We start from the raw sequence: 21,124 nt of genomic DNA on the forward strand, positions 1-21,124 counted from the left end.
TTTCAGGCGTGCCCTCCAGGGGCGCGCCATAGCAAGAGAAAAACATATGAGTGATGCTATCGAGCTCAGTCTGGACGGGGTAGAGCGCCAGCCAATGCGCACCTTTACCGAACAGGCTTACTTGAACTACTCCATGTACGTCATCATGGATCGGGCCTTGCCGCATATCGGCGATGGCCTCAAACCGGTGCAGCGGCGCATCATCTACGCCATGAGCGAGTTGGGGCTGTCGGCGCTCTCCAAGCACAAGAAGTCAGCCCGTACCGTGGGTGACGTGCTGGGTAAGTACCACCCCCACGGCGACATCGCCTGTTATGAAGCCATGGTGCTGATGGCCCAGCCCTTCTCCTACCGCTACCCGCTGGTGGATGGTCAGGGCAACTGGGGTGCGCCGGACGATCCCAAATCCTTCGCCGCCATGCGTTATACCGAGGCGCGGCTGTCGCGCTTCTCCGAGCTGCTGCTCTCCGAGCTCGGCCAGGGCACGGTGGAGTGGACGCCGAACTTCGACGGCACCATGAAAGAGCCGGTGGTGCTGCCTGCCCGCCTGCCGCACATCCTGCTCAACGGGGTGACCGGCATCGCGGTGGGGATGGCGACCGATATCCCACCCCACAACGCCCGGGAAGTGGCCCACGCCTGCGTGGAACTGCTGGATAATCCCAATGCTGGCCTGGATGCCCTGATGGCCCATGTGCAGGGGCCGGACTACCCGACCAATGCCGAGATCATCACGCCGCGCGACGATATCCGCAAAATCTACGAGACCGGCAAGGGTTCTATCAAGCAACGGGCGGTGTGGAGCGAAGAGGATGGCGACATCGTCATCACGGCGCTGCCCCATCAGGCCTCGGGCGCCAAGATCATGGAGCAGATCGCCGCCCAGATGGTGGCCAAAAAGCTGCCCATGGTCACCGATCTGCGCGATGAGTCGGACCACGAGAACCCGACCCGTCTGGTGATTGTGCCGCGCTCCAACCGGGTGGACGTGGAGGGGCTGATGGCCCACCTGTTCGCCACCACGGATCTGGAGAAGAACTACCGGGTCAACCTCAACATCCTGGGTCTGGACAACCGGCCCCAGGTGAAAGACCTCAAGACCATCCTCACCGAGTGGTTGAGCTTTCGTCGCGAGACGGTGCGCCGTCGCCTGCAGTATCGCCTCGACAAGGTGCTGGCCCGCCTGCACATCCTCGAAGGCTTGCTCATTGCCTACCTCAACATCGACGAGGTGATCGAGATCATCCGTACCGAGGAGGAGCCGGGCCGGGTGATGATGGAGCGCTTCAACATCAGCGAGACCCAGGCCGAGGCGATCCTCGAGCTGAAACTGCGTCACCTGGCCAAGCTCGAAGAGTTCAAGCTGCGCGCCGAACAGAACGAACTGGCGGAAGAGCGCGACAAGCTGGAACTGATCCTGGGTTCCGAGCGCCGTCTCAGCACATTGCTGAAGAAAGAGATCCTGGCGGACGCCGAGAAGTACGGTGACGATCGCCGCACCCCGCTGGTGGAGCGCGCCACCGCCGTGGCGCTGACCGAGAAGGAGCTCACCCCGAGCGAGCCGGTCACCGTGATCCTGTCCGACAAGGGCTGGGTGCGCGCCGCCAAGGGCCACGACGTCGATGTGGAGGGCCTCTCCTACAAGGCGGGGGACAACTACCTCGCCCACGCCCATGGCCGCAGCAACCAGCAGGCGGTGTTCCTCTCCACCCTGGGGAGAACCTACTCGCTGGAGGCCCACACACTGCCCTCCGCCCGCAGTCAGGGCGAGCCGCTCACCGGTCGCTTCGCGCTGGGTGCTGGCGAAGAAGTACGCCATCTGGTGATGGGTAACGAGGGCGAGCCGTATCTGATCTGTTCCGACGCCGGTTACGGCTTCGTCTGCAAATATGACGACCTCATTGGCAAGAACAAGAACGGCAAGGCGCTGCTCACCGTGCCGGAAGGGGGCCTGGTGATGGCGCCCCAGAAGATAGGCGCGCCGGACACCGATCTCTGCATGGCCATCTCCAACGAGGGGCGCATGCTGCTGTTCCCGCTCAATACCCTGCCGGTGCTCGGCAAGGGCAAGGGCAACAAGCTCATCAGCATCCCGTCCGCGCGGGTGAAGGCGCGGGAGGAGTTTGTGGTGATGGCCGCCGTCATCCCGCAGGGCCAGTCGGTCACCCTGTTTGCCGGCAAGCGCAAGCTCACTCTTAAGCCATCTGACCTTGACTACTACCGCGGCGAGCGCGGCCGCCGTGGCGCCAAGCTGCCCCGCGGTCTGCAGCGGGTCGATCGTATCGAGATTGAATCCGCCGCCGGCGCCGAGCCGGTAGCCGGGGAAAATCAGGAAGGGTAATAAAATAATAGGGAGCGAATAGTCGCTCCCTATTATTTTGAGGTGATAAATGAAAGCTTAATTTATTACCATCGCTGGGATTAAATGTTAGTTTTCGTAAACTCAGCCTAACCTACGACTTTGCTTAATTTGGTTGAAAAACATATCCCAGAGGTGTTCCGCCATTCCTTCGTTCGTGAGCAATGTTTCTCTTGAAGAACTCATATTGTAACCCCCCATCAATGGACGAAAACCAAGAACTTGACCATTTTCGGTAATGGTCAAACATTCATTGTAACTATTTCTGGCCATGCCATCCTGGCCATAACATATATCACCCACCCCATGACTACGGCCATTGTTACGCCAAATAGCACACTGACCAACCCGGCTGCCGCTGATGTAAATCGCGCAACTGAATGCATTGGCATCCAGCTGATGGAACTCAGAGTCTACTCCTGAATTACGCTTTTTAAGCTCAGACAAGGAGTTTTCAAAATATCGGGTAACGTACTCGAACCCTTCACGGCAGGCACGATCTTTATCGAGATCGGTGAAGCTCTTTGGCAAGGAAAGGTTGCTGGATCTTGGTGTGAAAATTGATCCAGTTTCTTGAGTCGAAGAAAATGTATTAATCTGTGAACGAAGGCCCACATCCTGCTGCGTATTTTTCGCCTCCATATTGTCAATGGCGCGTACTACGGCATCGACCACTTGCACATAACCTTCATCGTGACTAGCGAATTTCGTAATTGGTTTACCATCCACTGTGGCAGCAAGTATTTTGCCAAACGGTAATTGATGCCAGGCACATTCCCTTAAAATTACCGGAATAACTATTGCCTCGCCCCTTCTATGGCGCTCCATAGCATTTGCCATTTCAACCTGATAACAATAATCAGAAGCGATAAAGTCACTACTGATCAGCAAAAGCACAATATCTGCTTCAGAAAAATATTGATCAATCTTATGCTCGAATACTTCCCCTGGAATAATGCACCGGTCGTGCCATGTGGATATTCTCCCCATGCGTTTCAAGGGTGATAGATGTTTTTCAAGTTCATTACGTAATGCTTCATCAGCATGAGAATAGGAAAAAACGAGGCTAGCCATAATTCTAAGATGCTCCTGAACCATTACTGTTAGATACAACTATTCTGACGATTAAGCACGGAAGGTGCAATGAGCAATATGGCTTGTTCTGTGCTTATTACACCTGATGAGAATTGCATACCCCCCTCTCCCATTGGGAGAGGATCGGTGTGAGGGAAAGTAACCGCTGGGTGCCATCAACAGGGGAATGGCACCGCCGCAAATCAGTTGTCGAAATTCCACTGTATGGGCAGCTCAAGATCGAATATCAGCTGATCTCCGTCGAGGCGAAAGGCCACGCTGGTCTGGTGCTGGTCATATTCATCGATAAGTCGGCAGCTCTCGGCAAAGTTGGATTCGTAGCTGAGGCGCGCACTGCCGCCGGTGTGAGCCTCGTCGAGTTCCACCCCCTGTACCCGCAGTGGCTCTTTCTGACTGAGCTTGACCCGACTGTCACCCACATCCACCAGCCGCTCCAGCAGGGGGAAGAAATCCTGCTTGTGTGCCTCTATCGCCCGGGCGATGGCCTGTTCCAGCTCGGCGTGGCTGGCAAGGGGGCCATTCAGGGTGTAGCGGGTCTGTATCCTTTCCTGGGCCATAAACTGTTCCTCTTTGGGGTTGCCGGCGGGCGCTTCTCCCTTGGCTGTGACGCTGCGCTCAGGCGGGGATGCGGCCATTGCGCACCAGGGCCCGGCGGATGTTCATGCACATCTTGCCGAAGCGCTGGATCTCGTCGAAGGAGGGCGGAATGCCGCGATCGATCTGATATTGCCAGTAGCAGAGATCCGTATCCACCAGCTCCATCAGCTTTTTGGGGCAGCCGATGCAGGTGTTGTCCGGCCCGCATTTGAAGGTATCCGGTTGATAGAGCGGAAATTCCGCCTTCACGGCGTCGATGATCTGCTGCATCGCGGTAATGCGGTCCGGCTTTCTGTTCACGGCTCGTTTCCCGGCTCTGGTATGGGGAGTCATTATATCCCTGCCAAAAATGGGGCCAATGACGCTTACGGGGTAGTTTTCTGCCAAGGGCGGCGGCGATGACAAGGGTTTCTGCTGCCAGCGGGATGGCGGATAGCACAACGCCCGGCAAGCCGGGCGTTGTGGGGAGGAGCGGCGGGGGCCGTCCTGCAAGGGGGCATGGCTCCCTTAGAAGTCGTGATAGAGCGGCCAGCCGAGCAGCGGGTGCTTGAGCCCGGCGCGCATCTCGATGTTGTCGAGCTTCTCCGGCGAGGCGTTCTCTTTTTGCAGCAGCTGGTACTGGCGCACAAAGCCGAGGGTGTGCAGCAGGTTCGGCACAAAGCCCGGGCTCAGCTCCTGGCGCAGGGCGGCGGCCATGTCGGCGGGTAGCGCGCTCAGCATCAGAGCGAGCTGGGCGGCGAGGTAGTCGGTGTCATACCAGCCCTCGTCGAGCTCAACCTCTCGCGCAAGTCGGCGCTTGAGATCCTGCTTCACCTTGAGCGGGGCGGCGCCACTGCCCTTGCCGCAGAGGATGCGGTAGAGCAGGGCCTCGGCCAGCTTGTCCTCCATGGTGGGGTGGTCGCTCTCGCAGGCGAAGAAGTGCTGGTCGATGAGTTCCATCAGGCGGCTCTTGTTGTGCTCGGTCAGCGCCTTCTCGTACTCCTGCCACCCTTGCCACTCCTCCACATCGGGCGGGCTCGAGATCTTGTCCAAGAGCCGGGCATCCACGTCACCGTAGAGGCTGTTGCCAGCCTGCTTGGGGCTGACGGTGATGAGCATCGACCAGCCCTTCTGGAACGGCTTGATGGGGCCTTCCGGCGCCTGCAGCAGCGCCAGCGCCTTGGCCGGATCCCGCGCCGAGAGCTCCTGCAGGCCGAGGCTCACCACGCCGATGACGTCGTGGGCGGCTTGCTCCAGCAGGTGCATCTTGTACTTGTTGTAGTACTTGTCGGCGAATTTGAGGCTCATCAGCACCGCCTTACCCTTGATGGCGGCCAGCTGTTGTTCGCTCAAACGTTCATTGTCGCGGCCAAAGCGCAGCACCTGGGTCAGAAAGGGGCCCTGGTTGGCATCGCGAATGACTAACTGCATGAATGGGCTCCTTAATCCAGAAAGCTGAACATGTCGTCGACGTCGCCGTACTCGTCTTCCTCGACCTTGTTCTTCTCTTTGGCCTGCATCACCAGCTCGGCGGCAAACTTGTTGATGATGCCGTCCCAAGTGGAGTGTTCGCTCCGCAGCAGCGCCTTGATGGCTTTCTCCACCTCGGGGGCCAGCTCGCGAATGAGCATCAAGAGGCTGCGCGGGTCATCCAGCGCATAGTCGTGGCCATCCTCACTCTGCTGGCGCTCGCTGTAGCGCAGGGACTCTTCGAGATCTTCCTCTTCGGCGTGCAGCACGTCGCGATAGCCTTCGTCCTCTTCATAACGATCGCCACGATAGAACTCGATAAAGGGGATGGCGAGGTAGAAGAGACCGGCCGGATCTTCGGCCACGCACTCGAGGATCTCCCGCTGCTTGGCCTCGCTATCCTGGGTGCGGATCAGGTAGTTGAGGAAGTCGAAGGTGTGCTGTTGCAGCTCGTCGGCGTTGTTCTTGATCGCCTCTTCCCAATAGAGAGGCTGCTGGCAGACGATGTCACGGATCCGCTCCGGGGTCATCAGCTCGGAGATGATGGAGGGGAAGGAGATGTCGTGCTGGCCGTTGATCTGGGTCAGGGTAACGATATCAATGTTTTCAATCACTTCTGCCAGCTGGTCGTCAGACATGGTCTTGGCGATCAGCTCGAACTTCTCGCTGGCCTGCTTCGGCTCGATAACGGCCAGTTCTTTGATCTCGATGGCGGTAATTTCTATCAGACTGTTGCTCATGCCTTGCCCCAATTTAGAAACGGACTTCGTCGTACATATCCTGATCGCGGTCGTCATCACCATAGCGGTCACTGCCGCCATGGTAGTCGGCGTCGGCATCTTCCCCGTCTTCCTCTTCTTCGTCGCGCAGCTCATAGTCGTCATCGCCGCGGTGGCTGCCGCGCGGCAGCGGGTTGTCGAGCAGGAACAGCACGGCGCAGGCTTCCATCAGCTGATCTTCGCTCTGGGCCCGCACCGCCTTGACCAGCGGCAGGACGGCGTTGTTGAAGCCGATGCTCACCTTGAACTCGTCCCAGCTCGGCTGCTCGCCGCTGGCGAGCCACTTGTTCCACTGCCCCTTGGCCTTGGCCGGGAACTGCACCCGGCCATAGAGGGCGAGCGGCAGGTATTCAGGCATGAACTCCAGCATGCTCATGTCGGCCAGCAGCAGGGCCTTCATCTGGTCGGTGAACTGCTCGAGCCCCTTGGGGTCGTCCTGATCCCGGTAGGATTCGATGTTTTCACTGGCATCGCTTTGCAGGGCCTTGAGCCGTGCCTGGTCCCATTTAATTTGCATAGTTGCTCTTCTTGCCTGGTGGCTCAGGGGTAGAACTGGTCCCACATCTCCTGCATGGCAGCAGCGGGATCGGTCACGATGACGTTGTTGAAATCTTTGATAAAGGCGGCCCGCTGTTTCGGATCGGACAGCACTTCATAAGCCTGCTTTACCTGGTGCAGCTTGATAGCTGCCTGCTCTTTCTCTTCTTCGCTCGCCCCGTGCAGCTTGTCGGGGTGGTACTGGTTCGACAGCCGTCGATAGGCTTTTTTGATGTCGTTTTCACTGGCGTTGGACTTGACGCCCAACACCCGGAAGTAGTTGTTCATGACGGATCCTGCCTCACTGGCATCGTGGAATTGACCCTGCGCTGGCCTGGCGGCGGGCCTCTTGGCAAACCAGGCTCGGCAAAAACCCGACATTTTAACGCAAACAGGCCGCCATCGCCATGGATAGGAAGCGAACAGATGGGCGTACGGGTGGCGTCGTGCGGGGCCTCGTCAGGGGAGGTTTGGGGCCGTTTGTGACTATTTTGTCAGTTCCATGGTGAGCCATGTGTGACAGGGGTTGAAAAAACGCCCGGACTGGCCGGGCGTCGAGGTCAGGGGTCAGCGCAGGCTGGCCCACAGCAGGCTGGCCCACAGCAGGCGGGCCTTGAGCCCGAGCCATGAGCTCCAGCCGGTGGTGCTGCTCACCAGCGTCCCATCCTTGATGATGAGGAAGGTGGGGGTGACCCCCACCTGCCAGCGAGCGGCCAGATCCCCTCGCTCATCGTTGTGGGTGGGAAAGGCGAGCCCCTTCTTCGCCATCCCGGCGCGCAACTGGTCATCGCTGCCAGAGCGCAGCGCCACCGTCAGCACGTTTTCACCCTGCTGCCAGAGCTGCTCCACCGTGGGGGTGGTGAAGCGGCAGACACCGCACCAGCTGGCCCAGTAGTAGACCAGCAGCGGCTTGCCGCGGCTCTGCTCGGCCAGGCTGGTGGTGGTGCCATCCTGCAGGGTGAAGGGGGCCTCCATGGCCCCCGCCGGCAGGGTGGGGCCGCGCCACAGATCCAGCAGGGTGGAGATGACCAGCGCCATCAGCAGCAGCCAGAGCGCCTCCTTGCCCCAGCGGCGCCAGCGGGGTGGTTTTACGACTGCATCTTCCGCCATGGCTTAGCTCCGCTTGGCCAGCTCGGTCTTTACCAGCTGCTCCAGCTCGTCATAGGGCACGGCGCCCGGCACCAGCTGGTTGCCGATCAGCGTCGCCGGGGTGCCCTGCACGCCAAGGAGGGTGCCGATGCGCAGTCGGTGTGGTCGCAGCTCCATCAATGGCCTCCTCATGCCCGCTTGGCCAGCTCGGCTTTGACCAGCTGCTCCAGCTCGTCATAGGGCACGGCGCCCGGCACCAGCTGGTTGCCGATCAGCGTTGCCGGGGTGCCCTGTACGCCAAGAAGAGTGCCGATGCGAAGGCTGTTGCGCAGCTCCTCGGTGGCCTTGGCATCGGGCTTGAGGGCCGCGTTGCCGGTGGTCGCCAGCGCCTTGTTGATGTCCGCTTCGGTCAGCATCCCCTGCTTGCTCATCAGCTTGTCGTGCAGGGCGAGGAAGCGGGCCGGCTCCTGCTGCCACAGGGTCAGGCTGTACTGGGCCGCCTTGGCGGAGCTCTGCCCCTTGAACGGCAGCAGCTTGATCACCAGCCCCAGATCGTCGGGATAGGCCTTGAGCAGCTTGGTCAGCTGGGGATCGAACTGCTTGCAGTAGGGGCAGTTGTAGTCGGTAAACAGCACCAGGGTCAGCTTGGGGTGCTTGGCGCCGAGGCGCGGGCTGGTGGTGCTGTTGAACAGCACGTCCTGATTGCCCTTGATGAAGTCGCCGAGCTGGGCCTCCTGGGCGGCGGCGTTCTGCTTCTCCCAGGATTCGGCCGCCTCGTCGAGGATCTTGGGGTTGGCGACCAGGGTCTCGCGAATGAGCTCCTTGATGCGTGCCTCCTGCTCCGGGGTGAAGGGCGCCGCCTGCAGCAAGGGGGCGCAGAGGGTGCCGGCAACGAGGGCGGTGCAGAGGGTCAGGGTGCGCAGTTTCAGGGTACGCAGGGTCATGGGATTCTCCTTAAAAATGGGGGGCATCGGCCTGGATGAGGCCGGCCTGGTGCAACACGTCGAGCAAGTCGGCCTTGTCCAGCAGGGGCGAGAGGATCTCTCCCTCTGGCAGGCCGGGCCCGTAGATCTGGTTGAAGGGGACGGCGGCCGCGCCGCGCTGGCGCAGGAAGGCGGAGATGGCATCGCTTGGCCGGCTCCAGTCGCCGCGCAGGGCCACCACGTCAGGGGCCGATAGGGCGCTTTGCACCTCGTCACGCAGCAGCACGTTGTACTTGTTGGCCTTGCAGGTGACGCACCAGTCGGCGGTGACATCGACGAAGACCCGCTTGCGCTGGGCCAGCGCATCGACGATGGCCTGCTCAGAGAGCGGCTGCCAGACCACCCGATCGACGCTGCCCGACCCCTGCGCCGTGAGGGCGCCCCCCAGCAGCAGGGCGCCGCCGATGAGGGCCGAGAGGGAGAGGGCCAGCGTGAAGCCGCGCATACCATAGCGCCAGAGGATGCCAATCAGCAGCGCCAGCAGCATGGCGGCCATCAGCCAGCCGGTGGCCGTGCTGCCCAGATGATTGCCAAGCAGGCTCGCCAGCCAGAGGCTGGAGCCCAGCATCATCAACCCGAGCAGGATGCGCAGTCGCCCCATCCAGCGGCCCGGTTTGGGCAGCCAGAGGGCGAGGCGCGGCAGGGCCGCCACCAGCAGCCAGGGCAGGCTCATGCCAAGGCCGAGCGCGGTGAAGATGAGCCAGAGCTGGCTAAGTGGCGCCGCCAGCGCAAAGGCCACCGCGGTGCCGAGGAAGGGGGCGGAGCAGGGGGTCGCCAGGAGGGTGGCGAAACTCCCTTGCAGGAAGTGGCCACCGAGCCCCTTGCCGCCACTGGTGGCGAGGCGAGTGCTGAGATTGCTGGGCAGGCGGATTTCGAACAGCCCCAGCAGGTTGGCGCAAAACAGCAGGGTCACCGCCACCATGAAGCCGATGAACCCGGCGCTCTGGAACTGGATCCCCCAGCCGACGGCCCCCTGGGTCGCACGCAGCAGGCTGCTCATGGCCGCCAGCACCCAGAAGGAGGCAATGATCCCGGCGCTGGCGGCGAGGAACTGCTTGCGCACCTGTCGCTGTTCGCTCTCTTGCTGCTGCAGCACGGTGCCCAGTTTCAGGGCCAGCACCGGCAGCACGCAGGGCATCAGGTTGAGGATGAGGCCGCCGAGCAGCGCCGCCCCCAGCAGCCAGATGAGAGGCTGGCCTGGGGCTGGCAAGGCGAGGGGATCGGCGATGGTGGCGCGGGTCTGCCAGGCCTCATCGCCGCTGCCGAGCAGCAGGCTGAGGGATTGACCGCGCAAGTCAGGGGCATCCCCCTGCCAGCCATCGCTGACCGGAACCCGGGCAATCAGGGTGTTGCCACTCACCTCGAGCGCGGGCTTGCCGAACTCGGCCCCCTCCAGCGCATCGATGAAGAGCGCGGGCGCCTGCCAGCCCTCTGCCCGCTCGGCGCGCAGCTGCAGCTGGTTGTGCTGGTAGCCGAGCTCGACCCGGGTGTCGGCGGGCAGCGTCTGCGGCAGGGTGCTCATGGTCTGGGCCCAGCCGAAGTCGAAACCGGCCGGCGCCTGCCCATCCACCGCCAGGGTGAAGGGGTAGTCGGTCAGGATGCAGACGTTGCTGCAGGTGGAGAGGCGCAAGGTGCCCTGGAGCGGCTGCCCGGCCGGGTAGTCGAGGCTCAGGGGGAAGCGCACCTGTTGCTGATAACCCTGGGTGCTGAGCCCGGCCACCTCGAAGGGGCGCGGCGTGGGCCAGTGCCACTGGAAGTCGCCGACCGGCTGATCCCACAGGATCTGGGGCGCTATGCCCCCTTCACCCGGGCTGCGCCAGTAGGTTTTCCAGCCGGACTCGAGGGCCACCTCGAGCAGGATGCGGGTCTGGTCAGGGGCGCTGCGGTCGGCTTGCAGCCGGACCTTGGCGTGATCGTTCTGGGGGCTGGTGAGCCAGCCCGTATCGCTGGCCAATCCGCTGGATTGCCACAGCAGGCAGCCCAGCAGCAGGCTCGCCTTGAAGAGAGTTGACATAAACGTTGTCTCGCAAAAAATGAATGACAGCAGGCTGAAAAAGCGCGGCTGAACTCATTCCCGCCAGACACAGAGGGTGAGGTGAAGTCGTCGTTCGGGGGGCGACACGGCCCGTGGCGGCGGCAGTGGCGGCGTGTAGCGCCAGAGCGGGGCCAGCAGCGCGATGAGCAGGGCCACCGCAAAGAACAGTTGCTCGAGGCAGAGCAGGGTGGTGGCGCTCAGCCACTTGCCGTTGAGCTGGCAGCTGTTGGGCTGCGGGCTGGCGGGCGTGCCCTTGTCGGCCTGGTCGTCGGCCGTGACGAAGGAGGGCAGGGCCTGACAGCTGAGAGCATGATCGAGCAGAGCCAGCCGGGCCAGCGGCTGGGCAGCGCAATTGAGCACCAGCAGGCAGACCAGCAGCAGGAGTCGTTTCGCCACGCGTTGTTGGTGAATCATGCTCGCCCCGTTCATCAAGATGGCCACATCCTAACGGCCAACGCCGGGTGGGGCAAGCCGCCGTCCGTTTTAAGGCAGAGGGGCGAGTGGCAGGGGTGGTCGGTTCTGTTTGGCGAACGCTTGTTCGCTAAAAGGGGGACCAGTATACTGCGCCGAGTCAAAATCCGAGGTGTTCGATGCTCAAACTTGCCCGTGTGCTGCTGCTTGGTCTGCTGCTCATCTTCTGGTTCCTGTTCGGTCTGCTGCTTTGTCTGGTGCGTCCGCGCCATCCCAACAACGTCTATGTCTTCGCCCGCATGTATCATGCTGTCTGCCCGCTGATCGGGCTCAAGGTCCGGGTGACGGTGGCCGACGAGGTCAAATCGGTGGGGCCGGCGGTCTACGTCTGCAACCACCAGAGCAACTACGACATCTTCACCGTGACCGGCGCGGTGCAGCCCGGCGTGGTGGCGGTGGGCAAGAAGAGCCTGCTGTGGCTGCCCTTCTTCGGCCTCATCTTCTGGCTCTCCGGCAACGTGCTGATCGACCGCTCCAACCGCTCCCGCGCCATCGGCACCATCGGCCAGGTGGTGGAGCGCATCAAGAATCGCGGCACCTCCATCTGGATGTTCCCGGAGGGGACCCGCTCCAAGGGGCGCGGCCTGCTGCCGTTCAAGGCGGGCGCCTTCCACACCGCCGTACAGGCAGAGGTGCCGGTGGTGCCCATCGTCTGCTCCAGCTACTTCGGCCAGATCGATCTCAACCGCTGGGACAACGGCGAGGTGCTGCTGGAGGTGATGGCCCCGGTCTGCAGCAAGGAGCACGGCGCCGCCGGCATTCGCGACCTCTCCGACAACTGCCGCGCCCGGATGGAGGCCAAGCTGGCCGAGCTGGACAGCAAGCTCGGTCATCCCCGGGCTGCCTGAGTACACCGCTGATTGCATGAGGGAGCCGCCGGCTCCCTTTTTTATTGGTTAAAATCACCACTTGATCGGTATTTTTCGCCACTAAGACGATATTGAAAATACCTGATAAAACCTCATCTATATGTAAGTAAAGGAAAAATTATCTTGGCATGGCTCTTGTAATGTCATGGGAAGAGATAGCCATCCCATCAACAAGGAGCCAGACCATGAGCGTATTTAGCCGCCTGACCGACGTGATCAATGCCAACCTGCACAGCCTGCTCGACAAGAGCGAAGAGCCGGAGAAGATGCTGCGGCTGATGATCGAAGAGATGGAGCAGGTCCAGGTCGAGATGAGAACCCAGGCCGCCCGCGTCATTGCCGAACAGAAGCAGCTGGAGCGTCATCAGCAGGCGTTGCAGCACCAGATCCTGGAGTGGGCGGCCAAGGCCGAACTCGCCATCCAGAAGGGGCGTGAGGACCTGGCCCGGGCCGCGCTGACCGAGAAGTTGGCCGAGGTCAAAAAATGTGAGCAACTGGAGCAGGACAAGGCGCGGGTCGCCGAGGTGCTGGCTCAGCTCACCGCCGACAGCGAGCGGCTGGCCGCCAAGCTGACCGAGGCGCGCGAGAAGCAGAAGCTGCTGACCCTGCGTGAACAAACCGCTCACAGCCGGCTGCGGGCCCGTGCCCAGGTAGACAACCAGCGCATGCACGAGCTGATGGCCCGCTTTGACGGCTTTCAGGGCCGGGTCGATCAGCTGGAAGCCCAGCTGGAGGCGGCAACCCTGGGGCAGAACCCCTCGCTGGAGGCCCAGTTCCGCGAGCTGGAGCTGAACGACGAGATTGAACGGGAGCTGGCCCGCCTCAAGAGTCAAAAGGTGGAGGCATAACCATGACGCCCTGGCCGAAGGATCTTGCCCATCGCAAGCTGACCGGCGTCTGCGCCGGCATCGCCAACGGGCTGGGGCTCTCCAGGGTGACGGTGCGGGTTGCGGCCCTGATGGCGCTGATCCTGATGCCGCCCTTGGCGCTGGCCGCCTATCTGCTGGCGGTACTGATCATGCCGCCCCGTCGTGAATTGAAGCGCTGGCTGGATTGACCCCGGGTCACTCAGCGGCATTAACCCAGTGAGGAGCAACACATGCTGGAATTTATCGTCTTGATGCTGGTTCTGGTCGGCATGGCGCTGGCCGGGTTCACCGTGCTGGCCATGCTGCTGGTGAGCGGCGTCTTCGTGCTGTTTGGCGCCCTGGCCGGCATGTTTGCCCTCATCATCAAGCTGGCGCCCTGGTTGCTGGTGCTGCTGGTGGTGTGCTGGTTCATCAGCAGCCGGCGCAAGCAGGCTAATACCTACCGTTGACACTCCCTGTTACCGGATCCTTCCTTGGCCGCTGTGTACAGCGGCCTTTTTTGCGTCTGCTGGTGGCGTGCTGATTTCAGCAGCCGGCGCAAGCAGGTTAATCAACACCTACCGTTGACACTCCCTGTTACCGGATCCTTCCTTGGCCGCTGCGTACCGCGGCCTTTTTTGTGTCTGGGTGGTGGCGTGCTGGTTTCAGCAGCCGGCGCAAGCAGGTTAATCAACCTGCCGTTGACACTCCCTGTTATCGGATCCTTCCTTGGCCGCTGCATACCGCGGCCTTTTTTGTGTCTGGGCGGTGGCCAGCCAGGACTGGCTGCAGGCGAGCCAGCGCTCCGGCTGGGTGATCAGCTGCTCCTTGAAGGCCTTGCTCTGCTGCTTGAGCCGGTATTCGAGGCGCAGCGCCGCCCCTTTCTCGCCGATGACCTGCTGCCATGCCAGGGTCAGCGGCCCTTTGCCACGCAGGGCGCGGGATCCCTTGCCGCTCTGATGCTGATGCAGGCGGCGGACCGGGTCCGTGCTGATCCCGGTATAGAGCAGGCCGCTGGCGGTGCGCACCATGTAAATGAACCAGTGGCTGGCGGGCGGACTGGCAGCCGGTTCGGCGCCGGGAGCAGGTTCTCTCATTCGATCTCTCTGTGCCACACTCAAGAGCAGCTCAAGGAGGTGCGATGCGAGCGTGGTGGTGGTTGTGGTGTTTGCTGTCGATATCGGCTCATGGCGAGACGCTGCGTCTCTACGACTATCATCAGCACCCCCCCTTCATGACCGGGGAGCAGACCGGTCTGAGCCGGGATCTGGTCAAGTATCTCAATGAAAAGCTTGGCGGAGAACCCAGGCTGGAACTTTGGCTGGTGAATCGGGCCAGACTGGCGCTGGAGATGTCGGACCCCGGCTTCGATGGCCTGGTGGCCTGGGTCAATCCCGCCTGGGTGGGGGATCCCCAGCGCGAGCTCTACCTCTGGACCTTTCCCATCATGCGCGATACCAACGAGCTCATCTCCAGCGTCGCCAGGCCGGTCATCTATCGCGGGCCCGACTCACTGAAGGGGATGAGCTTCGGCGGCATCGAGGGGTATCGCTATCAGGGCATCGACGAGGCGGCGGCCAGGGGCGATCTGGTGCGGGTCGATGCCAAGAAGGTCAAGACCAACTTCAGCCTGCTGGTGCGCGGTCGCATCGACGTGACCCTGGTGCCGGGCTCGGCGCTCACTTTCTTCACCCATGACCCGGCCTTCGAGGGCAAGCTGTTCGTCTCGCCCTTTGCCCAGTCCAGCTATACCCGCCACATCCTGTTGCCAAAATCCCGCAGCGCACTGCACAGCCGGCTGAATGACATCGCCGAGCAGATGGACCGAGATCCCAAGTGGCACGCCATTCTGGAATCCTACCGCGGCAGACCCTGAGCGTCGGCGTTGCGGCGCAGATGGCGCCCGAGCTTGTGCAGCGGCAGCAGGCTCACCAGCAGGCCGGCCCAGACGAAGGCAAACCCCACCGATTTCACCGGATCCGGCGTCTCGCCAAACCAGAAGATGGCGAGCAGGAAGGCGAGGCTGGGCTCTATGTACTGCAACAGCCCCACCGTGCTCATGCGGGTGCGCATCATGCCGTAGCAGAACAGCCCCACCGGCAACAGGGTCGCGGGGGCGCTGCCCATCAGCAGCAGTCGCTCGGTCCAGTCACCGGCCACGAACTGGCTGGCACCGCTCACCGCCAGAGCGCCGATGATCAGCAGGGCGACGGGCAGCTGCACCAGAGCCTCGAGGTAGAGGCTGACGCCGGCGTCATAGTGGACCTTCTTCTTGAGCAGACCGTAGAGGGCGAAGTTGGCCCCCATGATGAGGGAGAACCAGGGCAGCTGGCCGTAAGAAAAGAGCATGTAGGCCAGCCCCGCCAGCGCCAGTGCCACCGCCAGGTGTTTTTGCGGGGTGAGCTTCTCTTTGAGGAACAACACGGCAAACACGATGTTGAACAGCGGCGTCATGAAGAAGGCGAGGCTGGTGGCCAGCACCTGGCCTGTGGTGAGGCACCAAGTGAACATGCACCAGCTGATGGACATGACGGGGCCGGCCAGCAGGATGAGGCCGAGCTGGCGCGGTTCGCTGCGTAGCCGCGCCCAGGGCACCCGGTAGCCGATGAGGAGGAACAGAAGGCCCAGCAGCACCGCCGACCAGAGTACCCGGTGGGAGAGCAGCTCCCACATGTTGACTGCGGTCATGAACTGGTAATAGAGGGGCAGCATGCCCCACAGCACGAATGAGAGGGCCGCGCTGCCGGTGCCCATCCAGTTCTTCATCTCGCTCCGTTTATTAAATTAAACAAATGTGATTGCATGATAAGTATCTGCTGAATCTTTCACAAGCAGGATCCGGCGGAAAACTCTGCTACTATCGGGCCCATGAACCGACTCGACAGTTTGTTTGAACAGATCCGGGCCTGCCGCCTGTGCGAGGCACACTTGCCGCTCGGGCCCAGACCGGTGATCCGTGGCAGCGAGCGCGCCCGTCTGCTGATCATCGGCCAAGCGCCCGGCACCCGGGTGCATGCCAGCGGCATCCCCTGGGACGATCCCTCCGGCGATCGCCTGCGCCAGTGGCTCGGGGTGGACAAGGCCACCTTTTACGATGAATCCCGTATCGCCATCATGCCGATGGGGCTCTGTTATCCCGGCAAGGGCAAGTCGGGAGATCTGCCGCCGCGCCCCGAATGTGCACCCACCTGGCACGACAAGGTGCTGATGCTGCTGCCCAACATAGAGCTGACCCTGCTGATCGGCCAGTATGCGCAAGCCTACTACCTGCGGGATGCGGCGAAAGGGTCGCTGACCGAGACGGTACGCAGCTGGGCGGACTACGGCCCGGCCTGGTTGCCGCTGCCGCATCCGTCACCGCGCAATACCTTCTGGCTCAAGAAGAACCCCTGGTTCGAGCAGGATGTGATCCCCCATCTGCAACAAAGGGTCGCCCCACTGCTGGGGTGACCCTCGTTGGCTAGAGCGCCGGTTCGACCTGTGGTTTGGGCTTGCTGCGGGCCATGGCGATGAGCGGCAGTATGATGCACAGGCACCCCAGCAGCAGCGGCAGGCCCGGCTGCTCATCGAACAGCCATACCCCGATGGCGACCGCCATCAGCAGGCCGGTGTACTCCGCGGAGGCGATTTTGCTCGCCTCCGCCTTGCGATAGGCCACCACGCACAATCCCGCATAGACCATGATCAGCGCCGAAGAGCCGAAGGCGGGCCACCACATCTGCCACTGCCAGTCGCCCCCTTCCCACCAGGCCAGCGCCATGATGAAGGGCATGCTCAACACGTTGGTAAAGAACAGGGTCTGGGCGATGGGCTGCTGGAGCGGGATCCGCTTGATCAGCAGATTGTTGAGCGCCATGGAGAGCGCCACCCCGAGCGCCGCCAGCGCCGCCCAGTTCACCTCGGTGGGGCGCAGCACGATCAGCACCCCGACAAAGCCGATGAAGGCGGTCAGCACCTTCTGGCGCGAGATCGCTTCCCCCGCCAGCCACACCGCCAGCGGCACCATCATCAGCGGCGCCGCATAGAAGAGGGCGTTGGCGGTGGCCAGCGGCAGTCGGGTGAGGGCGATCACCATCAGGCAGACGCCGACGGCCCAGATATGGGCCCGCAGCAGATGCCACTTGAGCGCCACCGGCGGGTTGCGACGCCATGACCAGAGCAGCCAGGGAGCCAGCAGGATGGCGGCGGAGAGCTGGCGGAAGAAGACGAACTGGAACACCGGCTGGTCCGGCTCCAGCACCTTGACCAGCGCGTCGGAAAAGACCGCCACCATATTGCCCAGCACCAGATAAAGGATGCCGATCCCCACTGCATTCATACCACCTCCCATGTTTGATGAGGGAAGGGTAGCCCGTGGGCCGTTATCCAGTAAAATGATAAAAAATCACCATGCATGAGAATTTTGGATAATGAAGCTACCCCCCCTGCGTGCCGTTCAATACTTCGAAGTGGTTGCCCGCCTGCTCAGCTTTTCTCGCGCCGCGGTTGAGCTCAACGTCAGCCAGAGTGCGGTCAGCCACCAGATCCGCCTGCTGGAGGATTTTCTGGGTGAACGGTTGCTGCTGCGCCAGGGCCGGCTGCTGTCGCTGACGGCGCAGGGGGAGGTCTATTTCGAGGGGATCTCCGCCGGGCTCGGCCAGATTGCCCAGAGCTGCGAGCAGCTGCGCGGCGGCGGCGAAATGCGGATCAGGCTTGCAGTCTACAGCTCGTTTGCGGTGAAGTGGCTGATCCCGCGGCTGGCGGGGCTGCGCCAGCTCTATCCCGAGCTGGATCTCAGTCTGGAGATGGTGGCGGAGGATCCCGAACTCTCCGATCGGGTGGCGGACTGCTTCATCACCGTCTCCCCCAAGGGGCCCGGTTATATGCACGATCTACTCTATCGGGAGCGGTTGATGCCGGTGTGCAGCCGGCGGCTGTGGCAGCAGGTGGAGGGGGAGTGGCCCGCAGCTCTGTGGCAACTGCCGCTGCTCTCCATCCAGGCGATCTACAAGGAGAAGGGGGAGGATTGGCGGCGCTGGGCCGACGTGGGCGGGCTGACGATCGCCCCCGAGGCGAGGATGCACCATTTCAGCCACATTCTGCTGGCACTGGAGGCGGCCAACTGGGATCAGGGGGTGGCGCTCATCAACGACTATATGCTGCAGCCGGAGGATCCCGGTCTGGTGCGACTGCCGCTGCATGCACTCGAGACCGGGGACAACTTCTATTTCGTCTGCAAGCGTTCACGCGTCCATGAACCCGCCATCAGCCGGCTGCGCCAGTGGCTCTGGCAGGAGGCGCAAGCCAGCCTGCGCCCCGGCGAGAATGAACCGCTCAGGCGTGTTTGAATAGGCTCAGCACGAGCAGATTGGTGGCGGAGAGCCAGCGAAGGGCCGAGATATGGAGTGGCCTGACGGCAGGGCTCAGGCCACTTAGGTTCAGGCTTTTTTGAACTGGCTCAGGATAAACAGGCTGGTGGCACAGACCACCACCGAAGGGCCGGCCGGGGTGTCCTGATACCAGGAGAGCAGCAGTCCACCGAGCACGGCAAGGCAGCCGATGAGGGCGGCAAAGCCGGCCATCTGTTCGGGTGTCCGGCTGAAGCGGCGGGCCGTTGCCGCAGGGATGATCAGCAAGGAGGTGATGATCAGCGCCCCGACGAACTTCATCGCCACCGCGATCACCAAGCCAATCAGCAGCATCAGCACGCAGCGCAGTACATCAACTCTTACCCCTTCCACTCGCGCCAGCTCTTCCGAGATGGTCATGGAGAGCAGGGGATCCCACAGCCGCCACAGGGTGAGCAGCACCAGGGCGCCGCCGCCATAGATCCAGAGCAGGTCCATCGGCTGTACCGAGAGCAGGTCACCGAACAGGTAGGCCATCAGATCCACCCGCACGTTGTCCATGAAGCTCAAGGTGACCAGACCGAGCGACAGGGCGCTGTGGGCCAGGATGCCGAGCAGGGTATCGGTGGCCACCTGCTGGTTGCGGCTCATGATCACCAGCAGCATGGCCATGGCGAGGCAGCAGACCACCACCGCCAGGGTGAGATCCACCTGCAGCAGGATGCCGAGCGCGATGCCGAACAGGCAAGCGTGGGAGAGGGTGTCGCCAAAATAGGCCATCTTGCGCCACACCACGAAGCTGCCGAGGGGGCCGGCCAGCAGGGCGATGCCGAGGCCGGCCGCGAGGGCGTATAACAGAAAGCTGTCCACTTGATGATCCTGTCGGGTACGTTATTGATTGCGGGAGGGCAGGCGAATGACGGGGGCCTGCGGTTCATGATGATGGTGTTCGCCGTCGCAGTGGTGATGGTGGGTGTAGACCGCCAGCACCTCCTGCTCCGGTCGGCCGAACAGACGGGCAAATTCGGGGTGGCGAGCCACGCTCTCCGGTTCGCCGTGACAGCAGACGTGGCGGTTGAGGCAGATCACCTCGTGGGTGCTGGCCATCACCAGGTGCAGGTCGTGGGAGACCATCAGCACGGCGCAGTTGAACTCGGCGGCCAGCTGGCTGATGAGGGCGTAGAGCTCGATCTGGCCGTTGATGTCCACCCCTTGCACCGGCTCGTCCAGCACCAGCAGCTCCGGTTTGACCAGCAGGGCGCGGGCCAGCAGCACCCGCTGCATCTCGCCGCCGGAGAGTTTCTGCATCCGGTTGTCCAAGAGATCTTCCGCACCGACCCGGTTCAGCGCCTCCTCGATGGAGAGGCGGCCATTCTTACCAAGCTGCAGGAAGCGGCGCACCGTCAGCGGCAGGGTGGGATCCAGATAGAGGCGCTGGGGCACGTAGCCGACCCGCAGGTCGCGGCTGCGGGTGATTTGGCCCGAATCCGGCGTGAGCAGGCCCAGTACCAGCTTGCTCAGGGTACTCTTGCCCGCCCCGTTAGGACCTACCAGGGTAGTGATTTTGCCTTTGTTCAGGGTAAAGGAGACCTTGTCGAGCACGGATCGTCCATCAAATGAAAGACAGACCTCTTTCAGCTCCACCAGTTGGGTCATGACAGCTCCGGGGTTTACAGCCTGTGAGAGTTATAATATAACAATAACGTTGGTTTGTTATATTATCACACACACACTTCCTGACGAGATCTCTATGCGAATTCTTGCTTTGATCACTGCCCTGCTGGCGGTGAGTCTGCCTGTCCGTGCCCTCGAGGTGCTGACCACCATCAAGCCGCTGGGTTTCATCGCGGCCGCCATCACCGATGGCGTAAGCGAGCCCAAGGTGCTGCTGCCGACCGGCGCCTCGCCCCATGATTTCTCACTGCGCCCCTCCGACATTCGCAGCATCAATGAGGCCGACCTGGTGGTCTGGGTCGGCCCCGAGCTGGAAGGCTTCATGGCCAAACCGCTGGCCAAGCATGCCCATGTGTTGACCCTGACCCGGGTCGAAGGGATGCCGCTGTTCGATTACAGCAAGCAGGCCGGCCACGAAGAACACGCCGACGAGGGGCATGAAGGCCATGACCATGACGGTCATGAGGGGCACCACCACGAGGGCGTCGACCCCCACATCTGGCTGGGGCCGACCCAGGCGCTGGTCATTGCCAATGCCCTGAGCGAAACCCTGAGCGCGCAGGATCCTGCCAACGCCGAGCGTTATCGCGCCAACCTGCTGGCGTTCAAGGCCAAAGTAGAGGCCAAGGACAAGGTGATTGCCGAGCAGATGAAGGCGGTGAACCAGAAGGGCTACTTCGTGTTTCATGAGGCCTATGGCTACTGGGAGCGCCACTACGGCATGAGCTCCAAGGGCCACTTTACCGTGAGCCCGGAGCGACGCCCTGGCGCCAAGACCCTGGTGGAGATCCGCAAGGCGCTGGAAGAGAAAAAGGCGAGCTGCATCTATGCCGAGCCGCAATTTTCGCCGGCGGTGATCGAGTCGGTGGCCCGCAATACCGGTGCCAAGGTGCTGCTGCTGGACGAAGTGGGTGAACAGGTGCCGCTTGGCCCGGATGGCTATCCCCGGTTCATGCAGCAGCTGGCCGACGCTTTCGCCGAGTGCCGCTGACAGACCCGTCGAGCCGTGGTG

Annotated in this window: 26 protein-coding genes; 9 read left to right on the plus strand and 17 right to left on the minus strand. The window is 62.2% G+C overall.

Features of this window, described 5'->3' with window-relative positions; all coding sequences use genetic code 11:
• The first annotated feature begins 46 nt into the window (after positions 1-46).
• Positions 47-2,341, plus strand: coding sequence for a DNA topoisomerase IV subunit A (parC, locus tag PG881_RS02030; RefSeq protein ID WP_101149788.1), 2,295 nt, complete (start codon positions 47-49; stop codon positions 2,339-2,341).
• Positions 2,342-2,443: 102 nt separating this feature from the next.
• Here the strand turns inward: parC and PG881_RS02035 are convergent, their stop codons facing one another.
• The 12 genes from PG881_RS02035 to PG881_RS02090 form a co-directional block, all read right to left on the minus strand.
• Positions 2,444-3,433, minus strand: a complete 990-nt coding sequence (locus PG881_RS02035) for a toll/interleukin-1 receptor domain-containing protein (RefSeq protein WP_080722524.1) — start codon at positions 3,431-3,433, stop codon at positions 2,444-2,446.
• Between the two features lie 203 nt (positions 3,434-3,636).
• A complete protein-coding gene (locus PG881_RS02040) occupies positions 3,637-4,011 on the minus strand; it encodes a hypothetical protein (RefSeq protein ID WP_043127135.1) in 375 nt (124 codons plus the stop codon).
• A 58-nt stretch (positions 4,012-4,069) separates the two neighbouring features.
• A complete protein-coding gene (locus PG881_RS02045; protein ID WP_162517877.1) occupies positions 4,070-4,321 on the minus strand; it encodes a hypothetical protein in 252 nt (83 codons plus the stop codon).
• A gap of 237 nt (positions 4,322-4,558) precedes the next feature.
• Positions 4,559-5,461 (minus strand): cold adaptation protein AtcC, encoded by a 903-nt coding sequence (gene atcC, locus PG881_RS02050; RefSeq protein WP_101149786.1) that lies wholly within the window; start codon positions 5,459-5,461, stop codon positions 4,559-4,561.
• A gap of 11 nt (positions 5,462-5,472) precedes the next feature.
• A complete protein-coding gene (gene atcB, locus PG881_RS02055) occupies positions 5,473-6,240 on the minus strand; it encodes a cold adaptation protein AtcB (protein ID WP_270797879.1) in 768 nt (255 codons plus the stop codon).
• A gap of 13 nt (positions 6,241-6,253) precedes the next feature.
• Positions 6,254-6,796: a cold adaptation protein AtcA gene (gene atcA / locus PG881_RS02060; RefSeq protein ID WP_270797880.1), complete on the minus strand. Its 543-nt coding sequence runs from the start codon at positions 6,794-6,796 to the stop codon at positions 6,254-6,256.
• 23 nt (positions 6,797-6,819) lie between these two features.
• Positions 6,820-7,104 (minus strand): cold adaptation protein ActJcold adaptation protein ActJ, encoded by a 285-nt coding sequence (gene atcJ, locus PG881_RS02065; RefSeq protein WP_113739870.1) that lies wholly within the window; start codon positions 7,102-7,104, stop codon positions 6,820-6,822.
• A 279-nt stretch (positions 7,105-7,383) separates the two neighbouring features.
• Complete coding sequence (locus PG881_RS02070; RefSeq protein ID WP_270797881.1) at positions 7,384-7,926, minus strand: protein disulfide oxidoreductase; 543 nt, start codon at positions 7,924-7,926, stop codon at positions 7,384-7,386.
• Positions 7,927-7,929: 3 nt separating this feature from the next.
• A complete protein-coding gene (locus PG881_RS02075; protein WP_408771211.1) occupies positions 7,930-8,082 on the minus strand; it encodes a copper resistance protein in 153 nt (50 codons plus the stop codon).
• A gap of 11 nt (positions 8,083-8,093) precedes the next feature.
• Complete coding sequence (locus PG881_RS02080) at positions 8,094-8,849, minus strand: DsbA family protein (protein WP_270797882.1); 756 nt, start codon at positions 8,847-8,849, stop codon at positions 8,094-8,096.
• Between the two features lie 10 nt (positions 8,850-8,859).
• The gene (locus PG881_RS02085; protein WP_270797883.1) at positions 8,860-10,902 is read right to left on the minus strand and encodes a protein-disulfide reductase DsbD family protein; all 2,043 of its coding nucleotides are present in this window, start codon (positions 10,900-10,902) and stop codon (positions 8,860-8,862) included.
• 54 nt (positions 10,903-10,956) lie between these two features.
• The gene (locus tag PG881_RS02090) at positions 10,957-11,337 is read right to left on the minus strand and encodes a hypothetical protein (RefSeq protein WP_044801244.1); all 381 of its coding nucleotides are present in this window, start codon (positions 11,335-11,337) and stop codon (positions 10,957-10,959) included.
• Between the two features lie 176 nt (positions 11,338-11,513).
• On the opposite strand from PG881_RS02090, the gene PG881_RS02095 reads away from it, so the two are divergent.
• The 4 genes from PG881_RS02095 (at position 11,514) to pspG (ending at position 13,581) form a co-directional block, all read left to right on the plus strand.
• Positions 11,514-12,242 (plus strand): 1-acylglycerol-3-phosphate O-acyltransferase, encoded by a 729-nt coding sequence (locus PG881_RS02095; RefSeq protein ID WP_016352068.1) that lies wholly within the window; start codon positions 11,514-11,516, stop codon positions 12,240-12,242.
• Positions 12,243-12,448: 206 nt separating this feature from the next.
• The gene (gene pspA / locus PG881_RS02100; RefSeq protein WP_270797884.1) at positions 12,449-13,111 is read left to right on the plus strand and encodes a phage shock protein PspA; all 663 of its coding nucleotides are present in this window, start codon (positions 12,449-12,451) and stop codon (positions 13,109-13,111) included.
• 2 nt (positions 13,112-13,113) lie between these two features.
• Positions 13,114-13,320, plus strand: coding sequence for a PspC domain-containing protein (locus PG881_RS02105; RefSeq protein ID WP_017411260.1), 207 nt, complete (start codon positions 13,114-13,116; stop codon positions 13,318-13,320).
• A gap of 42 nt (positions 13,321-13,362) precedes the next feature.
• Complete coding sequence (gene pspG / locus PG881_RS02110) at positions 13,363-13,581, plus strand: envelope stress response protein PspG (RefSeq protein ID WP_010636066.1); 219 nt, start codon at positions 13,363-13,365, stop codon at positions 13,579-13,581.
• A 216-nt stretch (positions 13,582-13,797) separates the two neighbouring features.
• Here the strand turns inward: pspG and PG881_RS02115 are convergent, their stop codons facing one another.
• Entirely contained in the window at positions 13,798-14,208 is a 411-nt protein-coding gene (locus PG881_RS02115; RefSeq protein WP_270797885.1) for a GIY-YIG nuclease family protein, read from the minus strand.
• 44 nt (positions 14,209-14,252) lie between these two features.
• Between PG881_RS02115 and PG881_RS02120 the strand changes: the two genes are divergently transcribed.
• Positions 14,253-14,987: a substrate-binding periplasmic protein gene (locus tag PG881_RS02120; protein WP_043119440.1), complete on the plus strand. Its 735-nt coding sequence runs from the start codon at positions 14,253-14,255 to the stop codon at positions 14,985-14,987.
• Here the strand turns inward: PG881_RS02120 and rarD are convergent.
• The gene (gene rarD, locus PG881_RS02125) at positions 14,969-15,877 is read right to left on the minus strand and encodes an EamA family transporter RarD (RefSeq protein ID WP_270797886.1); all 909 of its coding nucleotides are present in this window, start codon (positions 15,875-15,877) and stop codon (positions 14,969-14,971) included. The two genes, PG881_RS02120 and rarD, sit on opposite strands and share 19 nt — an antisense overlap.
• A 102-nt stretch (positions 15,878-15,979) precedes the next feature.
• Between rarD and PG881_RS02130 the strand changes: the two genes are divergently transcribed.
• Complete coding sequence (locus PG881_RS02130) at positions 15,980-16,561, plus strand: uracil-DNA glycosylase family protein (RefSeq protein ID WP_102987937.1); 582 nt, start codon at positions 15,980-15,982, stop codon at positions 16,559-16,561.
• A 10-nt stretch (positions 16,562-16,571) separates the two neighbouring features.
• Here the strand turns inward: PG881_RS02130 and PG881_RS02135 are convergent, their stop codons facing one another.
• The gene (locus PG881_RS02135) at positions 16,572-17,429 is read right to left on the minus strand and encodes a DMT family transporter (RefSeq protein WP_011707447.1); all 858 of its coding nucleotides are present in this window, start codon (positions 17,427-17,429) and stop codon (positions 16,572-16,574) included.
• Positions 17,430-17,520: 91 nt separating this feature from the next.
• Here PG881_RS02135 and PG881_RS02140 point away from each other — a divergent pair, with 91 nt between their 5' ends.
• Entirely contained in the window at positions 17,521-18,438 is a 918-nt protein-coding gene (locus PG881_RS02140) for a LysR substrate-binding domain-containing protein (RefSeq protein WP_270797887.1), read from the plus strand.
• Between the two features lie 90 nt (positions 18,439-18,528).
• Here PG881_RS02140 and znuB read toward each other — a convergent pair whose 3' ends face one another.
• Both znuB and znuC read right to left on the minus strand, forming a co-directional pair.
• Positions 18,529-19,308: a zinc ABC transporter permease subunit ZnuB gene (gene znuB, locus PG881_RS02145; protein WP_011707445.1), complete on the minus strand. Its 780-nt coding sequence runs from the start codon at positions 19,306-19,308 to the stop codon at positions 18,529-18,531.
• Between the two features lie 21 nt (positions 19,309-19,329).
• Positions 19,330-20,094, minus strand: coding sequence for a zinc ABC transporter ATP-binding protein ZnuC (gene znuC, locus PG881_RS02150; RefSeq protein ID WP_017411255.1), 765 nt, complete (start codon positions 20,092-20,094; stop codon positions 19,330-19,332).
• A 94-nt stretch (positions 20,095-20,188) separates the two neighbouring features.
• Here znuC and znuA point away from each other — a divergent pair, with 94 nt between their 5' ends.
• A complete protein-coding gene (gene znuA / locus PG881_RS02155; protein ID WP_049046015.1) occupies positions 20,189-21,103 on the plus strand; it encodes a zinc ABC transporter substrate-binding protein ZnuA in 915 nt (304 codons plus the stop codon).
• The last annotated feature ends 21 nt before the right edge of the window (positions 21,104-21,124 follow it).

It is taken from the genome of Aeromonas sp. QDB54, assembly GCF_027707385.1.
GTDB lineage: Bacteria > Pseudomonadota > Gammaproteobacteria > Enterobacterales > Aeromonadaceae > Aeromonas > Aeromonas hydrophila.